This window comes from Lentzea aerocolonigenes, from assembly GCF_000955955.1.
In the GTDB taxonomy this organism is placed as follows: Bacteria; Actinomycetota; Actinomycetes; order Mycobacteriales; family Pseudonocardiaceae; genus Lentzea; species Lentzea aerocolonigenes_A.
Genome location: NZ_JYJG01000272.1, coordinates 1 through 18,715, shown reverse-complemented (window position 1 = coordinate 18,715; position 18,715 = coordinate 1). Strand labels below are relative to the sequence as shown.

Annotated in this window: 18 protein-coding genes; 12 read left to right on the top strand and 6 right to left on the bottom strand. The window is 69.5% G+C overall.

Going from position 1 to position 18,715, the window contains the following annotated elements; translation table 11 throughout:
• Positions 1–74 precede the first annotated feature (74 nt).
• Both UK23_RS31480 and UK23_RS31475 read right to left on the bottom strand, forming a co-directional pair.
• Positions 75–3,245, bottom strand: a complete 3,171-nt coding sequence (locus UK23_RS31480) for a glycosyltransferase family 2 protein (RefSeq protein ID WP_045315330.1) — start codon at positions 3,243–3,245, stop codon at positions 75–77.
• A 40-nt stretch (positions 3,246–3,285) separates the two neighbouring features.
• Positions 3,286–3,582 (bottom strand): WhiB family transcriptional regulator, encoded by a 297-nt coding sequence (locus UK23_RS31475; RefSeq protein WP_045315329.1) that lies wholly within the window; start codon positions 3,580–3,582, stop codon positions 3,286–3,288.
• A 245-nt stretch (positions 3,583–3,827) separates the two neighbouring features.
• Here UK23_RS31475 and UK23_RS31470 point away from each other — a divergent pair, with 245 nt between their 5' ends.
• The 4 genes from UK23_RS31470 to UK23_RS31455 are packed head-to-tail and all read left to right on the top strand — an operon-like array spanning position 3,828 to position 7,409.
• Positions 3,828–4,589, top strand: a complete 762-nt coding sequence (locus UK23_RS31470; RefSeq protein ID WP_045315328.1) for a site-2 protease family protein — start codon at positions 3,828–3,830, stop codon at positions 4,587–4,589.
• A gap of 27 nt (positions 4,590–4,616) precedes the next feature.
• On the top strand, positions 4,617–5,570 hold the full coding sequence (gene cofD / locus UK23_RS31465; protein WP_045315327.1) for a 2-phospho-L-lactate transferase: 954 nt from the start codon (positions 4,617–4,619) through the stop codon (positions 5,568–5,570).
• A complete protein-coding gene (locus tag UK23_RS31460; RefSeq protein WP_196777964.1) occupies positions 5,506–6,885 on the top strand; it encodes a coenzyme F420-0:L-glutamate ligase in 1,380 nt (459 codons plus the stop codon). The genes cofD and UK23_RS31460 overlap by 65 nt, the downstream gene beginning before the upstream one ends.
• Positions 6,882–7,409: an NUDIX hydrolase gene (locus UK23_RS31455; protein ID WP_045315326.1), complete on the top strand. Its 528-nt coding sequence runs from the start codon at positions 6,882–6,884 to the stop codon at positions 7,407–7,409. Before UK23_RS31460 ends, UK23_RS31455 begins: the two co-directional genes overlap by 4 nt.
• Here UK23_RS31455 and UK23_RS50690 read toward each other — a convergent pair.
• Genes UK23_RS50690 through UK23_RS31445 form a run of 3 tightly spaced genes read right to left on the bottom strand, consistent with a single transcriptional unit; the run spans position 7,406 to position 9,543 of the window.
• On the bottom strand, positions 7,406–7,591 hold the full coding sequence (locus UK23_RS50690) for a hypothetical protein (RefSeq protein WP_082115121.1): 186 nt from the start codon (positions 7,589–7,591) through the stop codon (positions 7,406–7,408). The genes UK23_RS31455 and UK23_RS50690 overlap by 4 nt on opposite strands.
• Positions 7,592–7,604: 13 nt before the next feature.
• Positions 7,605–8,483 (bottom strand): DNA-3-methyladenine glycosylase family protein, encoded by an 879-nt coding sequence (locus UK23_RS31450; RefSeq protein ID WP_045315325.1) that lies wholly within the window; start codon positions 8,481–8,483, stop codon positions 7,605–7,607.
• Positions 8,476–9,543: a sugar phosphate nucleotidyltransferase gene (locus UK23_RS31445; RefSeq protein WP_045315324.1), complete on the bottom strand. Its 1,068-nt coding sequence runs from the start codon at positions 9,541–9,543 to the stop codon at positions 8,476–8,478. Before UK23_RS31445 ends, UK23_RS31450 begins: the two co-directional genes overlap by 8 nt.
• A gap of 101 nt (positions 9,544–9,644) precedes the next feature.
• Here UK23_RS31445 and UK23_RS31440 point away from each other — a divergent pair, with 101 nt between their 5' ends.
• Positions 9,645–10,010: a hypothetical protein gene (locus tag UK23_RS31440; RefSeq protein WP_045315323.1), complete on the top strand. Its 366-nt coding sequence runs from the start codon at positions 9,645–9,647 to the stop codon at positions 10,008–10,010.
• 4 nt (positions 10,011–10,014) lie between these two features.
• Here UK23_RS31440 and UK23_RS31435 read toward each other — a convergent pair whose 3' ends face one another.
• Positions 10,015–10,923 carry a glycosyltransferase family 2 protein gene (locus UK23_RS31435; RefSeq protein ID WP_231114763.1) on the bottom strand — a complete coding sequence of 303 codons (909 nt, stop codon included), beginning with the start codon at positions 10,921–10,923 and terminating at the stop codon, positions 10,015–10,017.
• A 20-nt stretch (positions 10,924–10,943) separates the two neighbouring features.
• On the opposite strand from UK23_RS31435, the gene UK23_RS31430 reads away from it, so the two are divergent.
• The 7 genes from UK23_RS31430 to UK23_RS31400 all read left to right on the top strand — a co-directional run bounded on the left by UK23_RS31430 (position 10,944) and on the right by UK23_RS31400 (position 18,693).
• Positions 10,944–11,915, top strand: coding sequence for a glycosyltransferase family 4 protein (locus UK23_RS31430; RefSeq protein WP_045315322.1), 972 nt, complete (start codon positions 10,944–10,946; stop codon positions 11,913–11,915).
• Between the two features lie 80 nt (positions 11,916–11,995).
• Positions 11,996–13,123: a glycosyltransferase family 4 protein gene (locus UK23_RS31425; protein WP_045315331.1), complete on the top strand. Its 1,128-nt coding sequence runs from the start codon at positions 11,996–11,998 to the stop codon at positions 13,121–13,123.
• Positions 13,124–13,148: 25 nt separating this feature from the next.
• Positions 13,149–13,997, top strand: a complete 849-nt coding sequence (locus UK23_RS31420) for a glycosyltransferase family 2 protein (protein ID WP_196777963.1) — start codon at positions 13,149–13,151, stop codon at positions 13,995–13,997.
• Between the two features lie 46 nt (positions 13,998–14,043).
• The gene (locus UK23_RS31415) at positions 14,044–14,568 is read left to right on the top strand and encodes a hypothetical protein (protein ID WP_156213514.1); all 525 of its coding nucleotides are present in this window, start codon (positions 14,044–14,046) and stop codon (positions 14,566–14,568) included.
• A gap of 8 nt (positions 14,569–14,576) precedes the next feature.
• The gene (locus UK23_RS31410; RefSeq protein WP_156213513.1) at positions 14,577–15,116 is read left to right on the top strand and encodes a hypothetical protein; all 540 of its coding nucleotides are present in this window, start codon (positions 14,577–14,579) and stop codon (positions 15,114–15,116) included.
• A 3-nt stretch (positions 15,117–15,119) separates the two neighbouring features.
• On the top strand, positions 15,120–17,609 hold the full coding sequence (locus tag UK23_RS31405) for a glycosyltransferase (protein ID WP_045315318.1): 2,490 nt from the start codon (positions 15,120–15,122) through the stop codon (positions 17,607–17,609).
• On the top strand, positions 17,602–18,693 hold the full coding sequence (locus UK23_RS31400; RefSeq protein ID WP_196777962.1) for a glycosyltransferase family 4 protein: 1,092 nt from the start codon (positions 17,602–17,604) through the stop codon (positions 18,691–18,693). The genes UK23_RS31405 and UK23_RS31400 overlap by 8 nt, the downstream gene beginning before the upstream one ends.
• The last annotated feature ends 22 nt before the right edge of the window (positions 18,694–18,715 follow it).

Sequence of the window (18,715 nt, the reverse complement as noted above, 5' to 3'; positions counted from 1 at the left end):
GGACTCGCCCATCGCAAGGTGACCACCTACGGACCCCGCGTACGGAACGGGACGCGCCCACCGGAACGGCGGCCTCACCCCCGACGACGAGAAGGAATCGCCGTCAACACCGTGAACAACGCCGCCGCAGCCTGAGCCAGCAACAGAAAATCCCTCAACGTGGTCGACATCTCCACCCGAACCTCAGCCGCGTCCCCGGGCAGCGGCACCCCGACCAAATGCCCCCAAGCCCGCACCACCGGCACCTGCACCCCATCCACAGACACCACCCACCCAGGCTCGTCCTCAGCGGCCAGAACGAGCACCCGCCCATCCCCACCAGCCGAAACCCGAACCGCAACCTCAGGCAACGACACGTTCACCGGCGCCACCCCAGCCGCAGCCAGCTCAACAGGCGGCTCCCCACCGGTACGAGCCCGGCGAGCCAGGTCAGGCCCCAACAACACCCCGGTGTCCGCAGCCAACCGCAACCGCAAAACGGGCCGCCCATCAGAAGCAGCAGGCGCCACCGACACCAGTTCCCCACCAGCGGCCCGAACCCGAGCAGCAGCCTCCTCAGAAGGCAACACCAGAAACGAAACCCCGGAAGACGCAGCCTGAGCCAGCGCCAGCGTCACCACCGGCCCAGCCCCGTCCAGCAACGACGAATTCCACCGCCGCAACCGAGCAGGCGACGACACGGTGGGCACCAAGTCGTCATCTCCAAAAGCAGGCATCCGCCCAGCCACCTGCCGAACGGGAGACCCGAGGATCAGCACGGACCGCCCGGTCCGCTCCAGCTCAGCGGTCAACGACGAAGACAGCCGCACCCCGCCATCAGCCTTCAACGGGCCGCCACGGAGATCCAGCAACCCGGCCACCCCGAGGCTGACCAACGTCACCACCCCGACGAGGTACACCGCACGCCGCACCCGAGCCTGCCCGGCGATCCCAGGCGCGACCCCACGCTGACACCCGGCGAGCACCACACACACGAGCCCCCACGCCAAGATCACCAACGGCGTCCCGGGCCAGGCCTTGACCGCGGCCACTGCGGCCAGCGCGGCGATCGCCAGCACGATCACCAGCAGCCCGGGCAGCATCGAGGCGTTGGGTCGCAACACAGCAGCCGCGAAAGCCGCCGCCACGAACACCGAGCACACGATCAGGTTCGGCGGAGGCGAGGAGAACGTGGCTCCCAGCCCGTTCAGGACCATCTCGGGGTGCTGCAACAACACGGCAGGCCAAGGCAACAACAACGCCATGGGCAACAGCACGATGGCGAACAACGCGGCGATCCGGCGGGCTCCACCGGACACCGCGATGAACCCGGCCAACGCGCCAACGATCGTGACGACGTGGGTCAGCGGCGAGAAGGCACCCAGGACAGCCACCCCGAGCGCCGTGCCGGAAGCCATGGGCAGCCAGGCGTGCGTGGACGACGCGCGCAACACGGCGTAGACGCCGGCGAACACCACGGGCGTCACGATGTGGACGACGACGACGTCCAGGCGTCCCTCCGACACAGCGGTGGTGGCCACTGGCAGCAGTCCGTAGAAGGCCGCCACCACCGCGCGCACGGACCGGCGTACGCGCATGCCTCGTGACGCGATGTAGGCCGACAACGCCGCGAGGGGGATGTCGCCGAGCAGCAGCATGGCGACCGCGAACGAAGGTCCGCCGGGGATGAGGCCCAGCACGGCGAGAGCCGCGGGAGCCGGAGCGGCGGTGCCACCGAACACCGGGTGCCAGGAGGCGAGGTAGGCCGACCAGACCGAGCCGAGAGAACCCACGGGCAGCAGCCGGCCGCCGGCCAGGTCCAAGCCGAGGCGCGCCCAGTTGGCGATCACCGCGACGACCGACAGGCTCAGCACCAGCAGCACGGGAGGCGCCAGCAGCAGCGAGCGCAGCACCCGTGACTGGTCGACCTCGACGAAGACCATGTCCGGTCCGCGCGGCCCTGGTGAAGGACGCGGCCGCGGTGAAGGACGCAGCGCACCCGGCCACGCGGCGTCGACCGGCACGACGATCGGGGGCCGGCGCAGACCGGCCACGCGCGGGCGTCCGCGGGCAGCACCGGCGGGCAGCGCCGAAGGGCCGACCGGGCGAGTGTCCACTTCGGATGGTTCGAGCCACGCCGAACGAGCATCGGACGCGGGCAGACGACCGAGCGCCGCGTCGGCCTCGACACGCCGGCGGATCAGGAACGTCGCGCCGGCCCGGACGGCGTTGCGGAATCGGGTCAAACGAGAGGTGAAGAGGCCCCGCACGACGGCAGAGCCACGACGAGCGCGGCGGCCCTCGAACAATCGGCCTCTGGTCAACAGGTAGCGCGCGGCGCCCACTTCCGCGTGCGCGTCGGCGAAACGTCGGAGCAACAGGAAACCCAAGGCCCGCAGCAAAGACAGAAAGAGCAGGCGCGGAAGTCCGATGAGGAACGAGAAACCCGAGGTGTTGACCAGAAAGGTGCGCATCCCGTGCGCTCGGTCGACGCCTCGAAAAGACGGACCCGGCCGTGCCATGGCCGCGTCCAAACGACGTGCGCCTTTAGTCGCGGCGCGCGCATGTCTCATGCGTGCGACCGGTACGCACAGGACCAAATGACCGGAGCGATTAGCGCGCCAGCCGAAGTCGAGATCGTCGCGCAGCAGCGGCATCGCCTCGTCGTAGCCGCCGAGCTCGTGCCACACCTCGCGGCGGATCAACGAACCCGCGGACGACACCGCGAGCACTTCGGTGCTCTGCTGGAACGACGCCGAATGTTCGGCGGACGACAAGCCGGTCTGTCGATGTCCTGAAGAATCCGTCGACAAACCCGCCTCGACGACCAGACGAGAATCCACCCAATCGAGGCACAGCGGACCCAGCACGGCAGCCGACGGCGACACCTCGGCCGCGGTGAGCAGGGCGGCCAGGCAGTCGGGTTCCGGCGCGCTGTCGTCGTGCAGCAACCACAGCCATTTGCCGGGATCGCCCCACCGTTCGACGGCGTGCTCCACCGCCAGACGCACAGCGGTGCCGAAACCCGTGCCACGAGGCGCCGTCAGCACGCCGTCCAGCAGATCTTCCGCCTCGGCAAGGCCAGCTTGAGCCAGCACAGTCGCGGTGCGATCGTGGGATCCGGTGTCGACCGCGATCACATGCCTGGGGCGAATCCGCTGGCGCCGCAACGCGGACAGCGCCGTGCTGAGCCACTGGTCGCCGTCGTGGCAGACCAGGACGCACAGCACCGGCGCGGTCCGGAGCCTCGGGTGAGGACTTGTCACGTCCTCAAGTTAAGGCACAAAGATCACACTTCTGACCGCGTTAGACGGCCCGCTTCTTCAGCTTGCGGCGTTCCCTCTCCGAGAGACCGCCCCAGATGCCGAAGCGTTCGTCGTGCTGGAGTGCGTACTCAAGGCACTCCGAACGAACCTCGCAGCCCAGGCAGATGCGCTTGGCCTCCCGCGTCGAACCACCCTTTTCGGGGAAGAACGCCTCGGGATCCGTCTGCGCGCAAAGCGCGCGCTCCTGCCAGTCCTGCTCGTCGGCAGGGTCGAACAGGTACGACAGCTCGCCCTGGACTACCGGCTGCGCGACGTGATCTTCTTCGAATTCCTGCATTTCGTCCGCCTCCTCGCCTTCCGCTCTCCCCGGTTGGCGGACGCCAGTCGCCGTTCCCACAACGACGAATGACACCGATGTGATTACACCTGCGTCACAGCGGGCGGTCAAGCGGAGTCCACACGTCGGGGGATATTCGCGCAGATGGCCGCAAAAACCTTGACTGGCAGCACAGACAGTGATTCAGGTGTCGCAACAGGTGCCCGAACGGCCCACCACGCGAGCCGACACGCCACACTGGTGGGGTGAAGCGATCAGCGGTGCGCCCCAGTCCACTGTTCCTCGGCCTGCTCGCGGCGACCGCCGCCGGAGCCGCACTCACCCTGCTCGAAGGTGACGTGGCCATCATCTCGGGCACCATCCTCTTCGTACTCGCCGGGTGGGCGGTGACGCTGTGCCTGCACGAGTTCGGGCACGCCGCCGTCGCGTACAAGGGCGGCGACTTTTCCGTACGTGACAAGGGTTATCTCACGCTCGACATCCGTCGTTACACCGACCCGGTGCTGAGCATCGTGCTGCCGCTGGTGCTGCTCGCGTTCGGCGGAATCCCTCTTCCGGGTGGCGCTGTGTGGATCAACCACCACGCGCTGCGGTCGAAGAAGATCGAGTCGTTGGTCTCACTCGCGGGACCGGTCACGAACCTCGTGCTCGGCGTGATCCTCGCGGGAATCGTCACGCTGTTCTCGCCGCCGGCCGCGCTCGCCGGCGCTATTTCGTACCTGGCTTTGTTGCAGGTGATCGCGTTCGTGCTGAACATCCTACCGGTTCCGGGTTTGGATGGCTGGGGTGTTTTGGAACCGTTCATGTCGTACCAGACGCAGCAGTTCGGCGCGAAGGCCCGGCCGTGGGCCCCGCTGGTCCTGTTCGCCGTGCTGATCGCCTTCGCCGAGGTGAACCGGCTGTTCTTCGCACTGGCCTCGACGGTCTTCGAGCTGGTCGGTGGAGACACGAGCTCGGCGGGCGCCGGCGCGATCGCGTTCCAGTTCTGGCGCTACCTGAACCCCTGAACGAGCGCTGTGGAAGCATGGCTTGGCGTGAAGGTCGTAGCACTGGTCGGCGGGGTCGGCGGCGCGAGGTTCCTGCAGGGACTCAAGCAACTCGGGGCTGACGTCACCGCGGTGGTCAACACCGGCGATGACGTGTGGATGCACGGGTTGCGCATCACGCCCGACCTCGACACCTGCATGTACACGCTGGGCGGCGGGATCGACACCGAGCGCGGCTGGGGCCGTGCGGGCGAGTCGTGGACCGTCAAGGAGGAGCTCGCGGCGTACGGCGCCGAGCCGACGTGGTTCGGGCTCGGCGACCGGGACATGGCGACGCACCTGGTCCGCACCAGGATGCTGCGCGCCGGGTACCCGCTGTCGGCCGTCACCGAGGCGTTGTGCGACCGCTGGAAGCCGGGCGTGCGGCTGCTGCCGATGTCCGACGACCGCGTGGAGACGCACGTCGTCGTGGAGCTGGACGGCGAACCTCGTGCGATCCACTTCCAGGAGTGGTGGGTCAAGCACCGGGCCGGGATTCCGGCGCAGTCGTTCGCGTTCGTGGGCGCCGAGGCCGCCACCGCCGGGCCTGGTGTGCTCGATGCGATCGCCGAGGCGGACGCGGTGATCCTGGCCCCGTCCAACCCGGTTGTGAGCATCGGCACGATCTTGAACGTGCCCGGCGTGCGGGACGCGTTGCGCAAGACCGACGCCGGTGTGGTGGGCCTGTCGCCAATCATCGGCGGGAAACCGTTGCGCGGCATGGCCGACGCTTGTTTGGACGCGATCGGTGTGGAGACCTCTGCCGAGGCGGTCGGGCGGCTCTACGGCTCTCGCAAGTGCTCTGAGGACGGCATTCTCGACGCGTGGCTGGTGCACACCGGCGACCGCGCGGACGTTCCCGGGGTCGCGGTTCGCGCGGTTCCGCTACTCATGTCCGATGTGGACGCCACGGCGCAGATGGCCCGTGACGCGCTGGAACTGGCCGGAGTCGACGTTGACTGATCACGCCGCCGCGGCTCTGGAGCTGCTGCCGGTACCGGGTCTGCCGGAATTTCGCCCCGGTGACGATCTCGCGGGTGCGATCGCCGAGGCCGCGCCCTGGCTGCGCGACGGCGACGTGCTGGTCGTGACGTCCAAGGTGCTGTCCAAAGTAGAGGGACGGCTCGTTCGGGTGCCTGCCGATCCGGAGGAACGCGACAGGATCCGGCGCGAGCACGTCGAGGCCGAGTCCGTGCGGGTGCTCGCCCGCAAGATGCGCACGCTGATCACCGAGAACAAGCTCGGCATCGTGCAGGCCGCGTCCGGGGTCGACGCGTCGAACGTGGCAGGCGACGAGATCGCGCTGCTCCCCGTGGATCCGGACGGGTCGGCGGCGGCGTTGCGGAGCTCGTTGAAGAGCCTGCTCGGCGTCGAGGTCGCGGTGGTGGTCACGGACACGATGGGCCGCGCGTGGCGGATCGGGCAGACCGACGCCGCGATCGGCGCGTCCGGCATCCGCGTGCTGCACGACTACGCCGGTTCGGTCGACGAGCACGGCAACGAGCTGGTCGTCACGCAGGTGGCCGTCGCCGATGAGATCGCGGCCGCTGCCGACCTGGTCAAGGGCAAGCTCGGGGCGGTGCCGGTGGCCGTGCTGCGCGGGTTCGAGGTGGTGGACGACGGGTCGTCCGCACGTGATCTGGCGCGGCCGACCCACGAGGACCTGTTCCGGCTCGGGACCGAGGAAGCGCTGGCTCAGGGGCGTGCTGAGGCCGTGCTGATGCGGCGGTCGGTGCGGTTCTACTCGTCCGAGCCGGTTGATCTCGCTGCGGTGAAGCGTGCCGTCGGGGCCGCGTTGACGGCGCCTGCTCCGCACCACACGAAGCCGTTGCGGTTCGTGCTGGTGCGGGAGAAGCGCGCCGAACTGCTGCAGGCGATGCGGGCGCAGTGGGAAGCGGATCTTCTGGCCGACGGGTTCACCGCCGAACAGATCGCGCGGCGGGTGAAGCGCGGTGATCTGCTGGTCGAGGCACCCGAGATCGTGGTGCCGTTCCTGGTCCGCGACGGGTCGCACAGCTACCCCGACGACCGGCGCGCGGACGCCGAGAAGACGATGTTCACGGTCGCCGGTGGCGCCGCCGTGCAGGGCCTGCTGGTGGCGCTGGCCGCCGAGGGGCTCGGCTCGTGCTGGGTGTCGTCGACGATCTTCTGCGCGGACGTCGTGCGCGCCGTGCTGGGTGTTCCTGCCGACTGGGAACCGCTGGGCGCGGTGGCCGTCGGGCACCCGACCGAGCCGCTGACGCCGCGCGAGCCGCTGGAAGGGCTGATCGAACTGTGACGCTGCACGACGACGCGGTCTCCACGCTGAGCCGGTTCACCGGCCAGGACGCGTTGAAGGAGGCCTACCTGGGCTTCCTGGGGGCCCGTGAGGACGCGTGCATGCGTTCTTGCGAGCCGGGCCACCTGACGGCCTCTGCCCTGGTGCTGGACGCCACCGCGGAGCACGCGCTGCTGACGTTGCACCCGCGGGTCGGGCGATGGCTGCAGCTCGGCGGCCACTGCGAGCCGGAGGACGTGTCGCTGGCCGCGGCGGCGTTGCGCGAGGCCACCGAGGAGTCGGGCATGCGCGGGCTGCGCATCGAGCCGACGCCGATCCACCTCGACGTGCACCCGATCACGTGCTCTTTGGGTGTGCCGACGCGGCACTTCGACGTGCGGTTCCTGGTGCGGGCTCCGATGGGCGCGCAGCCGGTCCGCTCTGCCGAGTCGGTCGACCTGCAGTGGTGGCCGCTGGACTCGTTGCCGGACAACGTGGACGACCTGCACCCGCTGATCGAGTCGGCTTTGGCGCGGATCCGTTAGCGCTTGAGCGCCCGGTAGCGCCTGAGCAGCTCGGTGATGCGCGCGGGGTCGTTGGCGCCGTTCAGCTCGGCGAGCAGGTCGTCGGGGCACAGCTCGTAGTGGTCACCCCACCAGCGCCGCGACTTGTTGTTCCAGATCCGGTAGCCGCCGGGCACGCCTCTCGCCACGTACTTCCTCGCCAACCGGCACTCCCCCTCAGAACTTGCGGTAGTCGCGCGGCGAGAACCTCGGGGCTCGCCGCGGCCGATGCATGCCCGCCGACTCCAGGTACATGACCGCGCGGTGGCGTTGGGGCTTGTACGGCTCCAGCAGCTCCATCATGGCGTCGTCATCGCTTGGCGTGCCGGTCAACGCCCACGTGACGTTCTTGGCGACGTGGTAGTCGCCGACGCTCACGGCGTCCGGGTCGCCCCAGGAGCGTTGAGCCACCTCGGCGGAGGTCCACACGCCGATGCCGGGCACCTTCTCCAGCAGCTCGCGGCTGCGCATCTCGGCCGCCTTCTCCAGCCGGTGCGCGACCTGGGCGGCGTTGATCAACGTGCGGCGGCGGGCACCGTCGAGCCCGCACTGGTGCCACTCCCAGTCCTGCAGGCCGAGCAGGCGTTGAGGCGTCGGCGGGACCTTCAGGCGCATCGGGCCGGGTGCGGGTTCGCCGAAGCGGCGGCCCAGTTCGCGCCACGTCCGGAACGCCTCCGTGCCGGTGACCTTCTGCTCCAGGATCGAGGCGAACAGCAGGTCCCAGACCCGCCCGCACGCACCGAGCCGCAGGCCGGGGCGTCGGCGACGGGCCTCGGCGATGATCGGGTGGTGGGCGACGAACTCGTCCACCGGGTCGTCCGCGCCGAGCAGGGCGGGCAGGCCGTCCAGCAGCCAGCCGCCGCCGTCGCCCCACGCCTCCGCTTCGATCGTGTCGGTGCGGCGGATGTGGAGCGTGCCAGGGCCGCACGGGGTGTTGGCCGCGAACCAGATGCCGCCCTCCGTGGAGAAGGACGGGTCACCTGGTCCGCGGCGCAAACCTCCCAGCACCGCGCCCAGGTCGAGTGGGAACGGTGGAGTCCAAGATCTCCTAGGCATCCGTCGAGAAGCGCACGCCGGCCTCGGGCAGCACCACACCCGGCCACACGCGCGCCCCGCCGATCAGCTCGCAACGAGCACCGATCACGGCCGAGTCGCCGACAACAGCGTCACGCAACACCGCACCAGCCTGCACCAGCGCACCGGCACCGACGATCGAGCGCTCGACGACCGCGCCCTCACCGACGACCGCACCGTCGAACAGGATCGCGCCGTCGAGCACCGCGCCGTCCGCGACAGTGCAGTTCGAGCCGACGGCTGAACCACCGCGAACCGTGGCGCCCTCGTGGATCGACGAGCCCTCGAGCACCAGGAAGTCGCCGGGCTGGGCCACCGCGGCCGACGGCGCGACGCCGCGCACCAGGTCCGCCGAACCCTGCACGAACGCCTCAGGCTTGCCCAGGTCGAGCCAGTAGGTGGCGTCGACGTGGCCCTGCAGGCGACGACCGGCCTCCAGCAGACCGGGGAACGTCTCGCGTTCAACTGACACCGGGCGACCGGCCGGAATGGCGTCGATCACCTCGCGCCGGAACACGTAGCAACCCGCGTTGATCTGGTCCGTCGGCGGGTTCTCGGTCTTCTCCAGGAACGCCTGCACGCGGCCCTCCTCGTCGGTCGGCACGCAGCCGAACGCGCGCGGGTCCGCGACCTTCACGAGGTGCAGCGTGACGTCCGCCTCGTGCTCGCGGTGCGTGTCCACGATCCCCGTCAGGTCGACGCCCGAGAGGATGTCGCCGTTGAAGACCATCACGTCGGGTTCGCGCAGCTTGTCCGCGACGTTGCGGATGGCGCCCGCGGTGTCGAGCGGCACCTCCTCGACCACGTACTCGAGCTCGAGGCCGAGCCGCGAGCCGTCACCGAAGTACTCCTCGAACACCTCGGCCTTGTAGGACGTACCGAGCACCACGTGCGTGATGCCGGCCTCCTTGATCCGCGACAGGAGGTGCGTCAGAAACGGCACCCCCGCGGTCGGCAGCATGGGCTTGGGAGCGGACAGGGTCAGCGGGCGAAGACGGGTGCCCTTGCCCCCGACCAGCACCACAGCTTCGACGCCGTGCACCTTTTTCCTCCTCCGCGTTACAGCGAGCCGTTCGACGGAATACTCTGACACGAAGCAGATCGTCATACGGGATCTGGTCCCGGCAAGGAGCTAAATCCGACATGGACCCCCGCGACCGGGCCGACGCCATGCTCGCCCGCGCCCGTGCACGTGGGCGGCACATCGTGACGCCGGACAACATGACATCTCCGATGGACGCGTCCGACACGCAGCAGGTCCCTCGCACGCTGGTCAACGCCATGGATCCGCGCCAGGACCCGGACTCGACCATGATCATTCCGCCGGCCCAGATGGGTCATCAGCCGCGGCCGCAGCAGCCGATGCCCCAGCCGATGCCGACCCAGCCGATGCCCGTGGCGGATGACGCGGAGATCACTCAGGTCGTACAGCAGGGTGTGATCCCCACCGCCACGAACCACCAGCAGACGCGCAACTCGCTGACGCAGCGCCTGAACGGGAGCATGTGACGGTCTAGCGACCGGCCCAGTCCTGCCACACCTGGCGGCGCGCGATCTTCGAGCGCGAGCCGATCACGAACCGCTGGAACACGGTCGCCGGCAGCCTGATCAGCACCTCACCGAGCACCTTCAGCCGCAGCCCGAGCTTGAAGTTGGCCGCTTCCGGCACGTCTTCGCGCAACGGCAGCAGCGCCGTGATCACCAGAAACCGCGCCAGCTCTCGCACCGCTACGGATGCAGGCGCACACCGCAGCAGCATCAGCAAGCGGTTGCGCTCGTTCCAGCGGTGGAACAACTCCGAACCCGGCCGCGTGCTCGCGCCGTGCCGATGCCGCACCCGTGCCGGCCCGACCGAGATCACCCGGTGCCCGGCCAGCCGCAGCCGCCAAGCGGTGTCGGTGTCCTCGTAGTAGCAGAAGAAGCTCGCCGGCACGCCACCAACCGCGCGCAGCTCCGCGGTTCGGACCAGAGCAGCGCCACCGCAGAAGCCGAACACCTCGCGCCCGGCCAGCACGACGTCCTTTCCGTGGCCGTCTGAGGTCAACGCCACACCCACGGACTGCGTCGAGCCGTCGGTCAGCAGAAGTGACGACGTGGCGGCGGCCGCGCCGGGATCACCTTCGAGCGCGTTCTCCAGCTCGGTCAGCCACGACGGGTCCGGTACCGCGTCATCGTTGAGCCATGCCACGTACGGGGTGTCGATCATGTCGAGCACCGCCGCCAGACCGCCTGCGTAGCCGCGGTTCTCCGGCAGCCTGACGACCTCATGTCCGCTGATCAACGAGGCTGTGCCGTCGTCGGAGGCGTTGTCGACGACGATCGTCCTATGCGGACTCTTCTGGGCTTCGAGAGCGTCCAGGCACGCCGTGATGTGGTCACGGCCGCGCCACGTCACGACCACCACGGTGCTGAGTGCGGACACGGCGTGAGACGGTACGCGACGTGCCAGAGCTGGTAGTCCTGACCGAGCAACTCAACGCGCCCGTCCCCGGCGGGACCGGCCGGTACACGGCCGAGCTGTTGCAGGCCCTGAAGGACACGGCGCCTTCGGGCTGGAGCGTGACCAGCGCGGCGACGGCTCGTGCGGATCGCGTGATCAGGCTGCCGCGCCGGGCGCTGGTGGCGTTGTGGGAACGGGGGCTGCCGCCGCGGCTCGGGCCGCACGTGCACGCTCCCACGCCGCTCGCCCCGCTGCCGGGCGCGGTCGTCACGGTGCACGACGTCGTGCCGTGGACGCATCCGGAAACGCTGACGCCGCGCGGGGTCGCGTGGCATCGCAAGGTCATCGCCAGGGCCGCCGTCCAGGCGAAGGCTCTGGTCGTGCCGACTCAGGCTGTCGCCGACCAACTGACTGCTCACGTGCGCATCGACGTTCCGGTGCACGTGGTGCCCAACGGGGTCACTCCGCTGAAAGGGGCTCCGGCGGACGATCTGTTCGATCGCTATGTGCTCGCCGTCGGCACCATCGAGCCCCGCAAGGGCTTCGACCTGCTGGTACGGGCCACCGAGCGGCTCAAGGTCCCGCTGGTCGTGATCGGGCCGCAGGGGTGGGGCGGTGTCGATCTCCGCGCGGCGCACGTCACGTTGCTGGGCAAGGTTTCCGACGCCCGGCTCGCGTCGGTGCTGGCGGGTGCCTCCGTGCTGGCGGCGCCGTCGCTGGCCGAGGGGTTCGGGCTGCCCGTGCTGGAGGCGATGGCCGCCGGCGTACCCGTCGTGCACTCCGACGACCCGGCTCTGGTGGAGGTCGCGGGAGACGCCGGAACGGTCGTGCGGCGGGGCGATCTGGCCTCGTTGACGGAAGGACTGCGTTCGGTTCTGATGGATTCGCATCACACCATCGAGGCCGGTATCACCCGCGCGAGCGAGTTCACCTGGGAAAAGACCGCGCTCGGTGTCTGGGAGACCCACCTGTGACGACCGGATTGGCGCATTCCCGCTAAACGCATTCGCGAATGACATTACGCTGACTGATCGTGCCGACCGCCGAACCCAGCGTGCTGATCGACGCCACCGCGGTTCCCGCAGATCGTGGTGGTGTCGGCCGTTACGTGGATTCGCTCGTCGCCGCACTGGACGCCGACGGCGCCGACCTGGCCGTCGTGTGCCAGCCGCGCGACGAGGACCTGTTCACCAAGATCGCGCCGAACGCCCGTGTGGTGCGCGCCGCGGACGCCGTCGCCACCAGGACAGCGCGGCTGGCCTGGGAGCAGACGACGTTGCCGCGCCTGGTTCGGTCTCTTGGCGTCGACGTCGTGCACTCACCGCACTACACGCTTCCGTTGGCCAGCAAGGCCGCATCGGTCGTGACGCTGCACGACGCCACGTTCTTCACCGACCCCGTGCTGCACTCCTCGGTCAAGGCGCGCTTCTTCCGCGCGTGGACCCGTGCCTCGCTGCGACGTGCAGACCTGTGCGTGGTGCCGTCCCAGGCCACCGCCGACGAACTGGCGCGCGTCGCCGGTGCCGATCGCCGCGGCCTGCACATCGCCCAGCACGGCGTCGACACCGAGCGCTTCCACCCGCCGTCGCCGGACGAGATCATGGCGGTGCGGCGCACGTTGTCGTTGGGGGACACGCCATACGTCGCGTTCCTCGGCGCACTCGAACCGCGCAAGAACGTGCCGGCGCTGATCCGCGGCTTCGCCCAGGCGATGGTGGGCCGCTCCGACCCGCCCGCACTGGTGCTCGCCGGCCAGCCCGGCTGGGACAGCCAGGTCGAACGGGCACTCGACTCGGTGCCGCACCGGATCCGCGTGATCCGCGCTGGCTACCTGCCGTTCGAACAGCTCGCCGGGTTTTTGGGCGGTGCGGAACTGGTCGCCTACCCGTCACTCGGCGAGGGCTTCGGCCTGCCGGTGCTGGAGGCCATGGCGGCAGGCGCGTGCGTGCTCACCACCCGAAGACTGTCGCTGCCCGAGGTGGGTGGCGAGGCGGTCGCGTACTGCGGTGTCGGAGCGGGGGACATCGCGGCGGCGATCGCCGACCTGCTGGACGACCCGGCCCGCCGCTCGTCTCTGGCAGCTTCCGCGCAGCAACGCGCGAAGGACTTCTCCTGGGCCATGAGCGCGGACCGGCACCGGCTGGCCTACGAGCGCGCGGTCATGGTGCGCCGCCGTCGGTGAAACGCGACGCACTACTGTGGCCCGCGTGAACTACGGCGACGGACTTGGTGTCGTGACGGTCACGTACTCGCCGGGCGAGACGCTGGCACCGTTCGTGGACACCCTCGCGAAGGCGACCACACGCCCGGTGCAGGTGATCCTCGCCGACAACGGGTCCACCGACGGCGTGCCGGAGCAGGTCGCCGCCGAACGCGAGCACGTCCGGTTCGTGCCCACCGGCGGGAACCTGGGCTACGGCGGCGGCGCGAACCGCGGGGTCGAAGCGCTGGGCCGGGACGTCGGCTGGGTGCTGATCTCCAACCCGGACATCGAGTTCGCGCCCGGCAGCGTCGACACGTTGATCGAGGCGGCGGACAGGTGGCCGAGGGGCGGCATGTTCGGGCCGCTCATCCGCGAGCCGAACGGTGAGGTGTACCCGTCGGCGCGGTTGTTGCCCTCGCTCGGGCGCGGGCTGGGGCACGCGCTGTTCGCCGTGGTCTGGAAGTCGAACCCGTGGACCCGCGCGTACCGGCAGGAGCAGACGCCGGTGGAGCGCGCGGCCGAGTGGCTGTCGGGCAGCTGCTTCCTGATGCGGCGCGAGGCGTTCGACTCGGTCAAGGGCTTCGACGAGCGTTACTTCATGTACTTCGAGGACGTGGACCTCGGCGATCGGGTCGCCAAGGCCGGCTGGCAGAACGTCTACGTGCCGGACGCCGAGGTGACGCACATCGGTGGCCACTCGACGGCGCGATCGAGCGACCGGATGCTGCGGGAGCACCACCGCAGCGCGTATCTGTACCTGGCCGACCGGCACCAGGGCGTGCTGTGGGCCCCGTTCCGGCTGCTGCTGAAGGCCGGGCTGACACTGCGGGTGAAGCTCCTCACCAGAGGATGAGCCGCAGCCGCAAGCCCGCGTGATCCGGGAGCCGAACGACGAACCCGTGCCGAAGCGCACCGCGTGGCTGCTCATCGCGGGCGGGCTCGGCGGAGTAGCGGCCGGAACAGCACTCAGCATCACCCTCACCACGGGTTTCCTCTTCATCGGGTTCCTGGGCGGCCTCGCCTGCGCGATCGGCGTGACCGGCCTGGCCGAGCACAAGTGGATCGCACTGCCGGCGTTCCTGCTCGGAGCCGCGGCACCGTTCCTGCTGACGTTCGGCGGTCACAGCGTGCTCATGCAGCGGATCGGGCACGTCGAGCACTGCACGGTCACACACACGCAAGAGCACCCGTTCAACAAGCACCCGTCGGTCGACTACACCCTGGTCTGCCCGTCCACAACGGTCGAGCTCGACCGCAACTGGGACGAGCGGCTGAACATCATGGAAGCGGACGTTCTCATCGGAGAGCCGCTGCAGCCGGTGTTCGCGGACCAGACCAGATGGAACCTGCTCCTGGTCACAAGCGTCCCCCTGGCGATGATTCTTCTCATTCCAGTCGCCAGAGCACTCCGGAAAGTGCCGTGAGACGGCCGGTGCCACTCATCGTGGCCGGGCTGGCCGCGATCGCCGCCGCCGTCGTGCTCGGCGCGATCGTGCCCAGGGGCTACGAGCTCGCGGTGCTGGTCCCGTGCTGCCTGCTGTCGCTCGCGTTCGCGTGGGGTGTCGGCAAGCTCGGGCCGGCGTGGCTGGTGCTGCCCGCGTTCATGGTCGTGATTCCGGGCACAGCGGTCCTCGTGAGCGACGGCCACCGAGCGTTGATGGACCTGCTCGCCACACCGCAGCAGTGCGTGATCACGAAGGTCGAGGACATCCCCGGCCCGGACAACCCCGCGTTCGCGCACTACGTCACCTGCCCCGACGGCGCCGAGCTGCGGATCGTCGTACCCGGTGAGCAGGACAAGAAGCTGCAGCCAGGTCCGGCCACCGTGCTGCGGCACCCGGTGATGCGGCCGTTGCTCGCGGACCGCAACGACTGGTCAGGAGAGTGGGTGTTCGGGGTACCAATCGCGATCTTGTTGCTGTTGATCTGCGCAACCGCACTGCGGGCGCGCAGAGTGATGAGGCAGGCTTAGGAGGTGGATCGCGCATCACTGCCCGTCGTGTCCGTCGTCGTCGTCAACTACCGAGGCGCGGAGGACACGATCACCTGTGTGCGCGGACTCGCCGAGGTGGACTACCCGGCTGAGCTGCTGCAGGTCATCGTCGTCGACAACGAGGCGCACGACACCGCACGCCTCAAGAAGGACCTCCCCGGCGCCAAGATCGTCACCTCGGACGCCAACCTGGGCTTCGCGGGCGGCTGCAACCTCGGCGTCGAGCACGCCACCGGCAGCGTGCTCGCGTTCCTGAACAACGACGCGCGCGCGGACCGCGGGTGGATCAAGGCCGCGATCAGGGTCTTCCACGCCGAACCGGCCGTCGGCGCGGTCGCGAGCAAGGTGCTCGACTGGGACGGGCAGAAGATCGACTTCGTGGACGGCGGGCTGACCTGGTTCGGCATGGGCTACAAGCGCCACGCCGGAATGGACGACGACGGCTCGCACGACGACCCGAGGGACGTGCTGTTCGGCACCGGGTCGGCGATGTTCGTGCGCGCGGAGGTCTACCGCGAGCTCGGCGGGTTCGACGAGCGGTTCTTCATGTTCTACGAGGACGTCGACCTGGGCTGGCGGCTCAACCTGCGCGGCTGGCGCGTTCGCTACGAGCCTGCGTCGCTCACCTTCCACCGCCACCACGCGTCGATGAGCTCGATCGACCACAGCCGCGAGCTGTACCTGCTGGAGCGCAACGCACTCGCGGCGCTGTACAAGAACTTCTCCGATGAGACGCTGGCGAAGGTGCTGCCGGCCGCGCTGGCGTTGTGCGTGCGCAGGGCGACGGCGCGCGGGGAGATCGACGCGACGCAGCTCGAGATCACCCGCAGGCCGTCGGACCCGGCGCTGGACCGCGAGCCGGTCGGGATGTCGCGTGAGGCGCTGGCCGGGTTCCTCGCGATCGACCAGTTCGTCGAGCTGATGCCGTCGCTCGCGGAGTCGCGCAAGATCGAGCAGGCGGCGAGGTCGCGGTCGGACGCCGACCTGGTGCCGTTGATGCGCAAGGCGCTGGAGCCCGCCTATCCCCTGCCGCGCTACCTCGCGGCGCACGACATCCTCGTCGACGTGCTCGCGCTGGACGACGTGTTCGGCAAGCCGCGCAAGATCCTGGTGATCACCGGCGACGCGATCTCGGACCGGATGGCCGGCCCGGCGATCCGCGCGTGGCACATGGCCGACGTCCTGTCCGGCGAACACCAGGTGCGGCTGGTCACGACGAACCCGTTGTGCGTGCCTCCGGACGCGCCGTTCGCCGTCGAGCGGGCCCGGCCGAAGGACCTGACGCAGCACGTCGAGTGGGCGGACGTGGTGGTGCTGCAGGGTCATGCGCTGGAGATGATCGGCGGGAAGAACGCGGCGCCGTCCAAGATCGTGGTCTGCGACATGTACGACCCGATGCACCTGGAACTGCTGGAACAGGGCAAGGACGACAAGGACGACAAGCGCGCTCTCGACCTGGAGACCATCACGCGGGTGCTGAACAACCAGCTCGAGCGCGGCGACTTCTTCCTGTGCGCGTCGGAACGGCAGCGGCACTTCTGGCTCGGCCACCTGGCCTCACTGGGCCGTCTCACGCCGATGCTCTACGACAACGACCCCACGACCGAGTCGTTGCTCGGGATCGTCCCCTTCGGACTGTCCGGCAAGCCGCCGCAGCGCACCGCCCCCGCGATCAAGGGCGTGGTGCCGGGGATATCGGACACCGACAAGGTCGTGATCTGGGCCGGTGGCGTGTACTCCTGGTTCGACCCGCTGTCGTTGATCCGCGCGATGGACCAGCTGCGGGCGAAGCGGTCCGACGCGAAGCTGTTCTTCCTGGGCATGAAGCACCCGAATCCCGAGGTGCCGGACATGGACATCGCCGGCCAGACGCGGGCGTTGTCCGCGTCGTTGGGGCTGACCGGCGAGACCGTGTTCTTCAACGACGGCTGGGTGGCGTACAACGACCGGCAGAACTTCCTGCTCGACGCTTCTTGTGGTGTCACAACGCACTACGAGCACGTCGAGACCACGTTCGCGTTCCGCACGCGGGTGCTCGACTACCTGTGGGCGGGCCTGCCGATCGTCACCACGTCCGGCGACTCGTTCGCGGACCTGGTGCTGCGCGAAGGTTTGGGCGTCGTGGTGCCGCCGGAGAACCCGGAGGCATTGGCCGACGCGCTGGAGAAGGTGCTCTACGACGAGGAGTTCGCGGCCGCGTGCCGTGAGCGCATCGCCGTCGTCCGTGAGCGGTTCACCTGGGAAACGGCGCTCGCGCCGCTGGCGGAGTTCTGCCGCGACCCCAGGCCCGCCGCGGACCGTCTGCCGGGCTCCGCACCACTGGTGCGCACACCGGGGTTGAGCAAGGCGGACAAGATGAAGCGGGACCTGCGGCTGGTGCGCGAGTACCTGGACGCCGGTGGCCCGTCCGAGTTGGCCAAGCGGGCGACGGGGCGTCTGCGCAAGATCGCGCGTGGTGGACGTAATGGCTAGAGCCCCAAAACCGTTGTCTGTGCTGCTCGACGGCACACCCCTGCTCGGACTTCGCACCGGAATCGGCCGCTACACGGCGGCTCTGGCCGAAGAACTGGCTTCCATGCCGGAGGAGGCCGACGTACGCGCGGTCGCCTTCACGTTGCGCGGCTGGCGGGCGCTGCGGACCGTGTTGCCGCACGACGTCACCGCGCGCGGGCTGCCCGTGGCGGCACGAGCGTTGCGAGCGATGTGGCTCAACGCCCCGTTCCCGCCGGTGGAGATGCTCGCCGGCTTCTCGGACGTCATGCACGGCACGAACTTCGTGCTGCCGCCGACGATCCGGGCCGGGCGCGTGGTGACGATCCACGACCTGGCGTTCCTCGACGCGCCCGGTGACCTGCCACCGTCGGACCGCCGGTTGCCGGAGCTGGTCCGGTTGTCGGCTCAGCGCGCGGACGTGATCTGCACGCCGACCGCGGCGGTGGCTTCCGTCGTGGCGGACCGGTTCTCGGTGTCGCTGGAGAAGATCGTCGTGACGCCGCTCGGCGTCGATCCCGCGTGGTTCGCGTCCCGGCCGCCTTCGGTGACGTTGCGCGGGCGTTTGGGCCTGCCGTCGGAGTACCTGTTGTTCGTGGGTGCGGACGGGCCGCGCAAGGGCCTGGAGTACCTGGTGAAGGCGCACGCGGCTGATCCGTCGCTGCCACCGCTGGTGATCGTCGGACCCGGCCGGTCCGGTGTGGACGGACGAGTGCTGCGGACCGGGTACCTGTCGGACGTGCATCTTCGTTCGGTGGTGGCCGGGGCCACGGCTCTGGTGATGCCGTCGCGGGACGAAGGGTTCGGGCTGCCCGTGCTGGAAGCGTTGGCGTGCAACGTTCCCGTGGTGTGCTCGGACGTGCCCGCACTGCGCGAGACCGCTGGCGGGCATGCTTTGCACGTGCCGGTCGGTGATGTCGAAGCGCTCGCCGAAGCGCTGGCTCAGGCCGTCGCGGCACCGGCCACTCCTGCCGCTCAGGCCGAACGGCGGGCGTACGCGTCCGGTTTCACCTGGCGCCGATGCGCGGAGAAAACAGTCGAGGCGTACCGGCAAAGCCGGGCTTGAAACGATGAAGGGAACCTTCATC

Excerpts from the sequence above, each read along its gene's own strand:
- UK23_RS31475 (WP_045315329.1), bottom strand. The coding sequence starts at position 3,582 with ATGCAGGAATTCGAAGAAGATCACGTCGCGCAGCCGGTAGTCCAGGGC.
- UK23_RS31460 (WP_196777964.1), top strand. The coding sequence starts at position 5,506 with ATGTGGACGCCACGGCGCAGATGGCCCGTGACGCGCTGGAACTGGCCG.
- UK23_RS31450 (WP_045315325.1), bottom strand. The coding sequence starts at position 8,483 with ATGCCTAGGAGATCTTGGACTCCACCGTTCCCACTCGACCTGGGCGCG.
- UK23_RS31440 (WP_045315323.1), top strand. The coding sequence starts at position 9,645 with ATGGACCCCCGCGACCGGGCCGACGCCATGCTCGCCCGCGCCCGTGCA.
- UK23_RS31400 (WP_196777962.1), top strand. The coding sequence starts at position 17,602 with ATGGCTAGAGCCCCAAAACCGTTGTCTGTGCTGCTCGACGGCACACCC.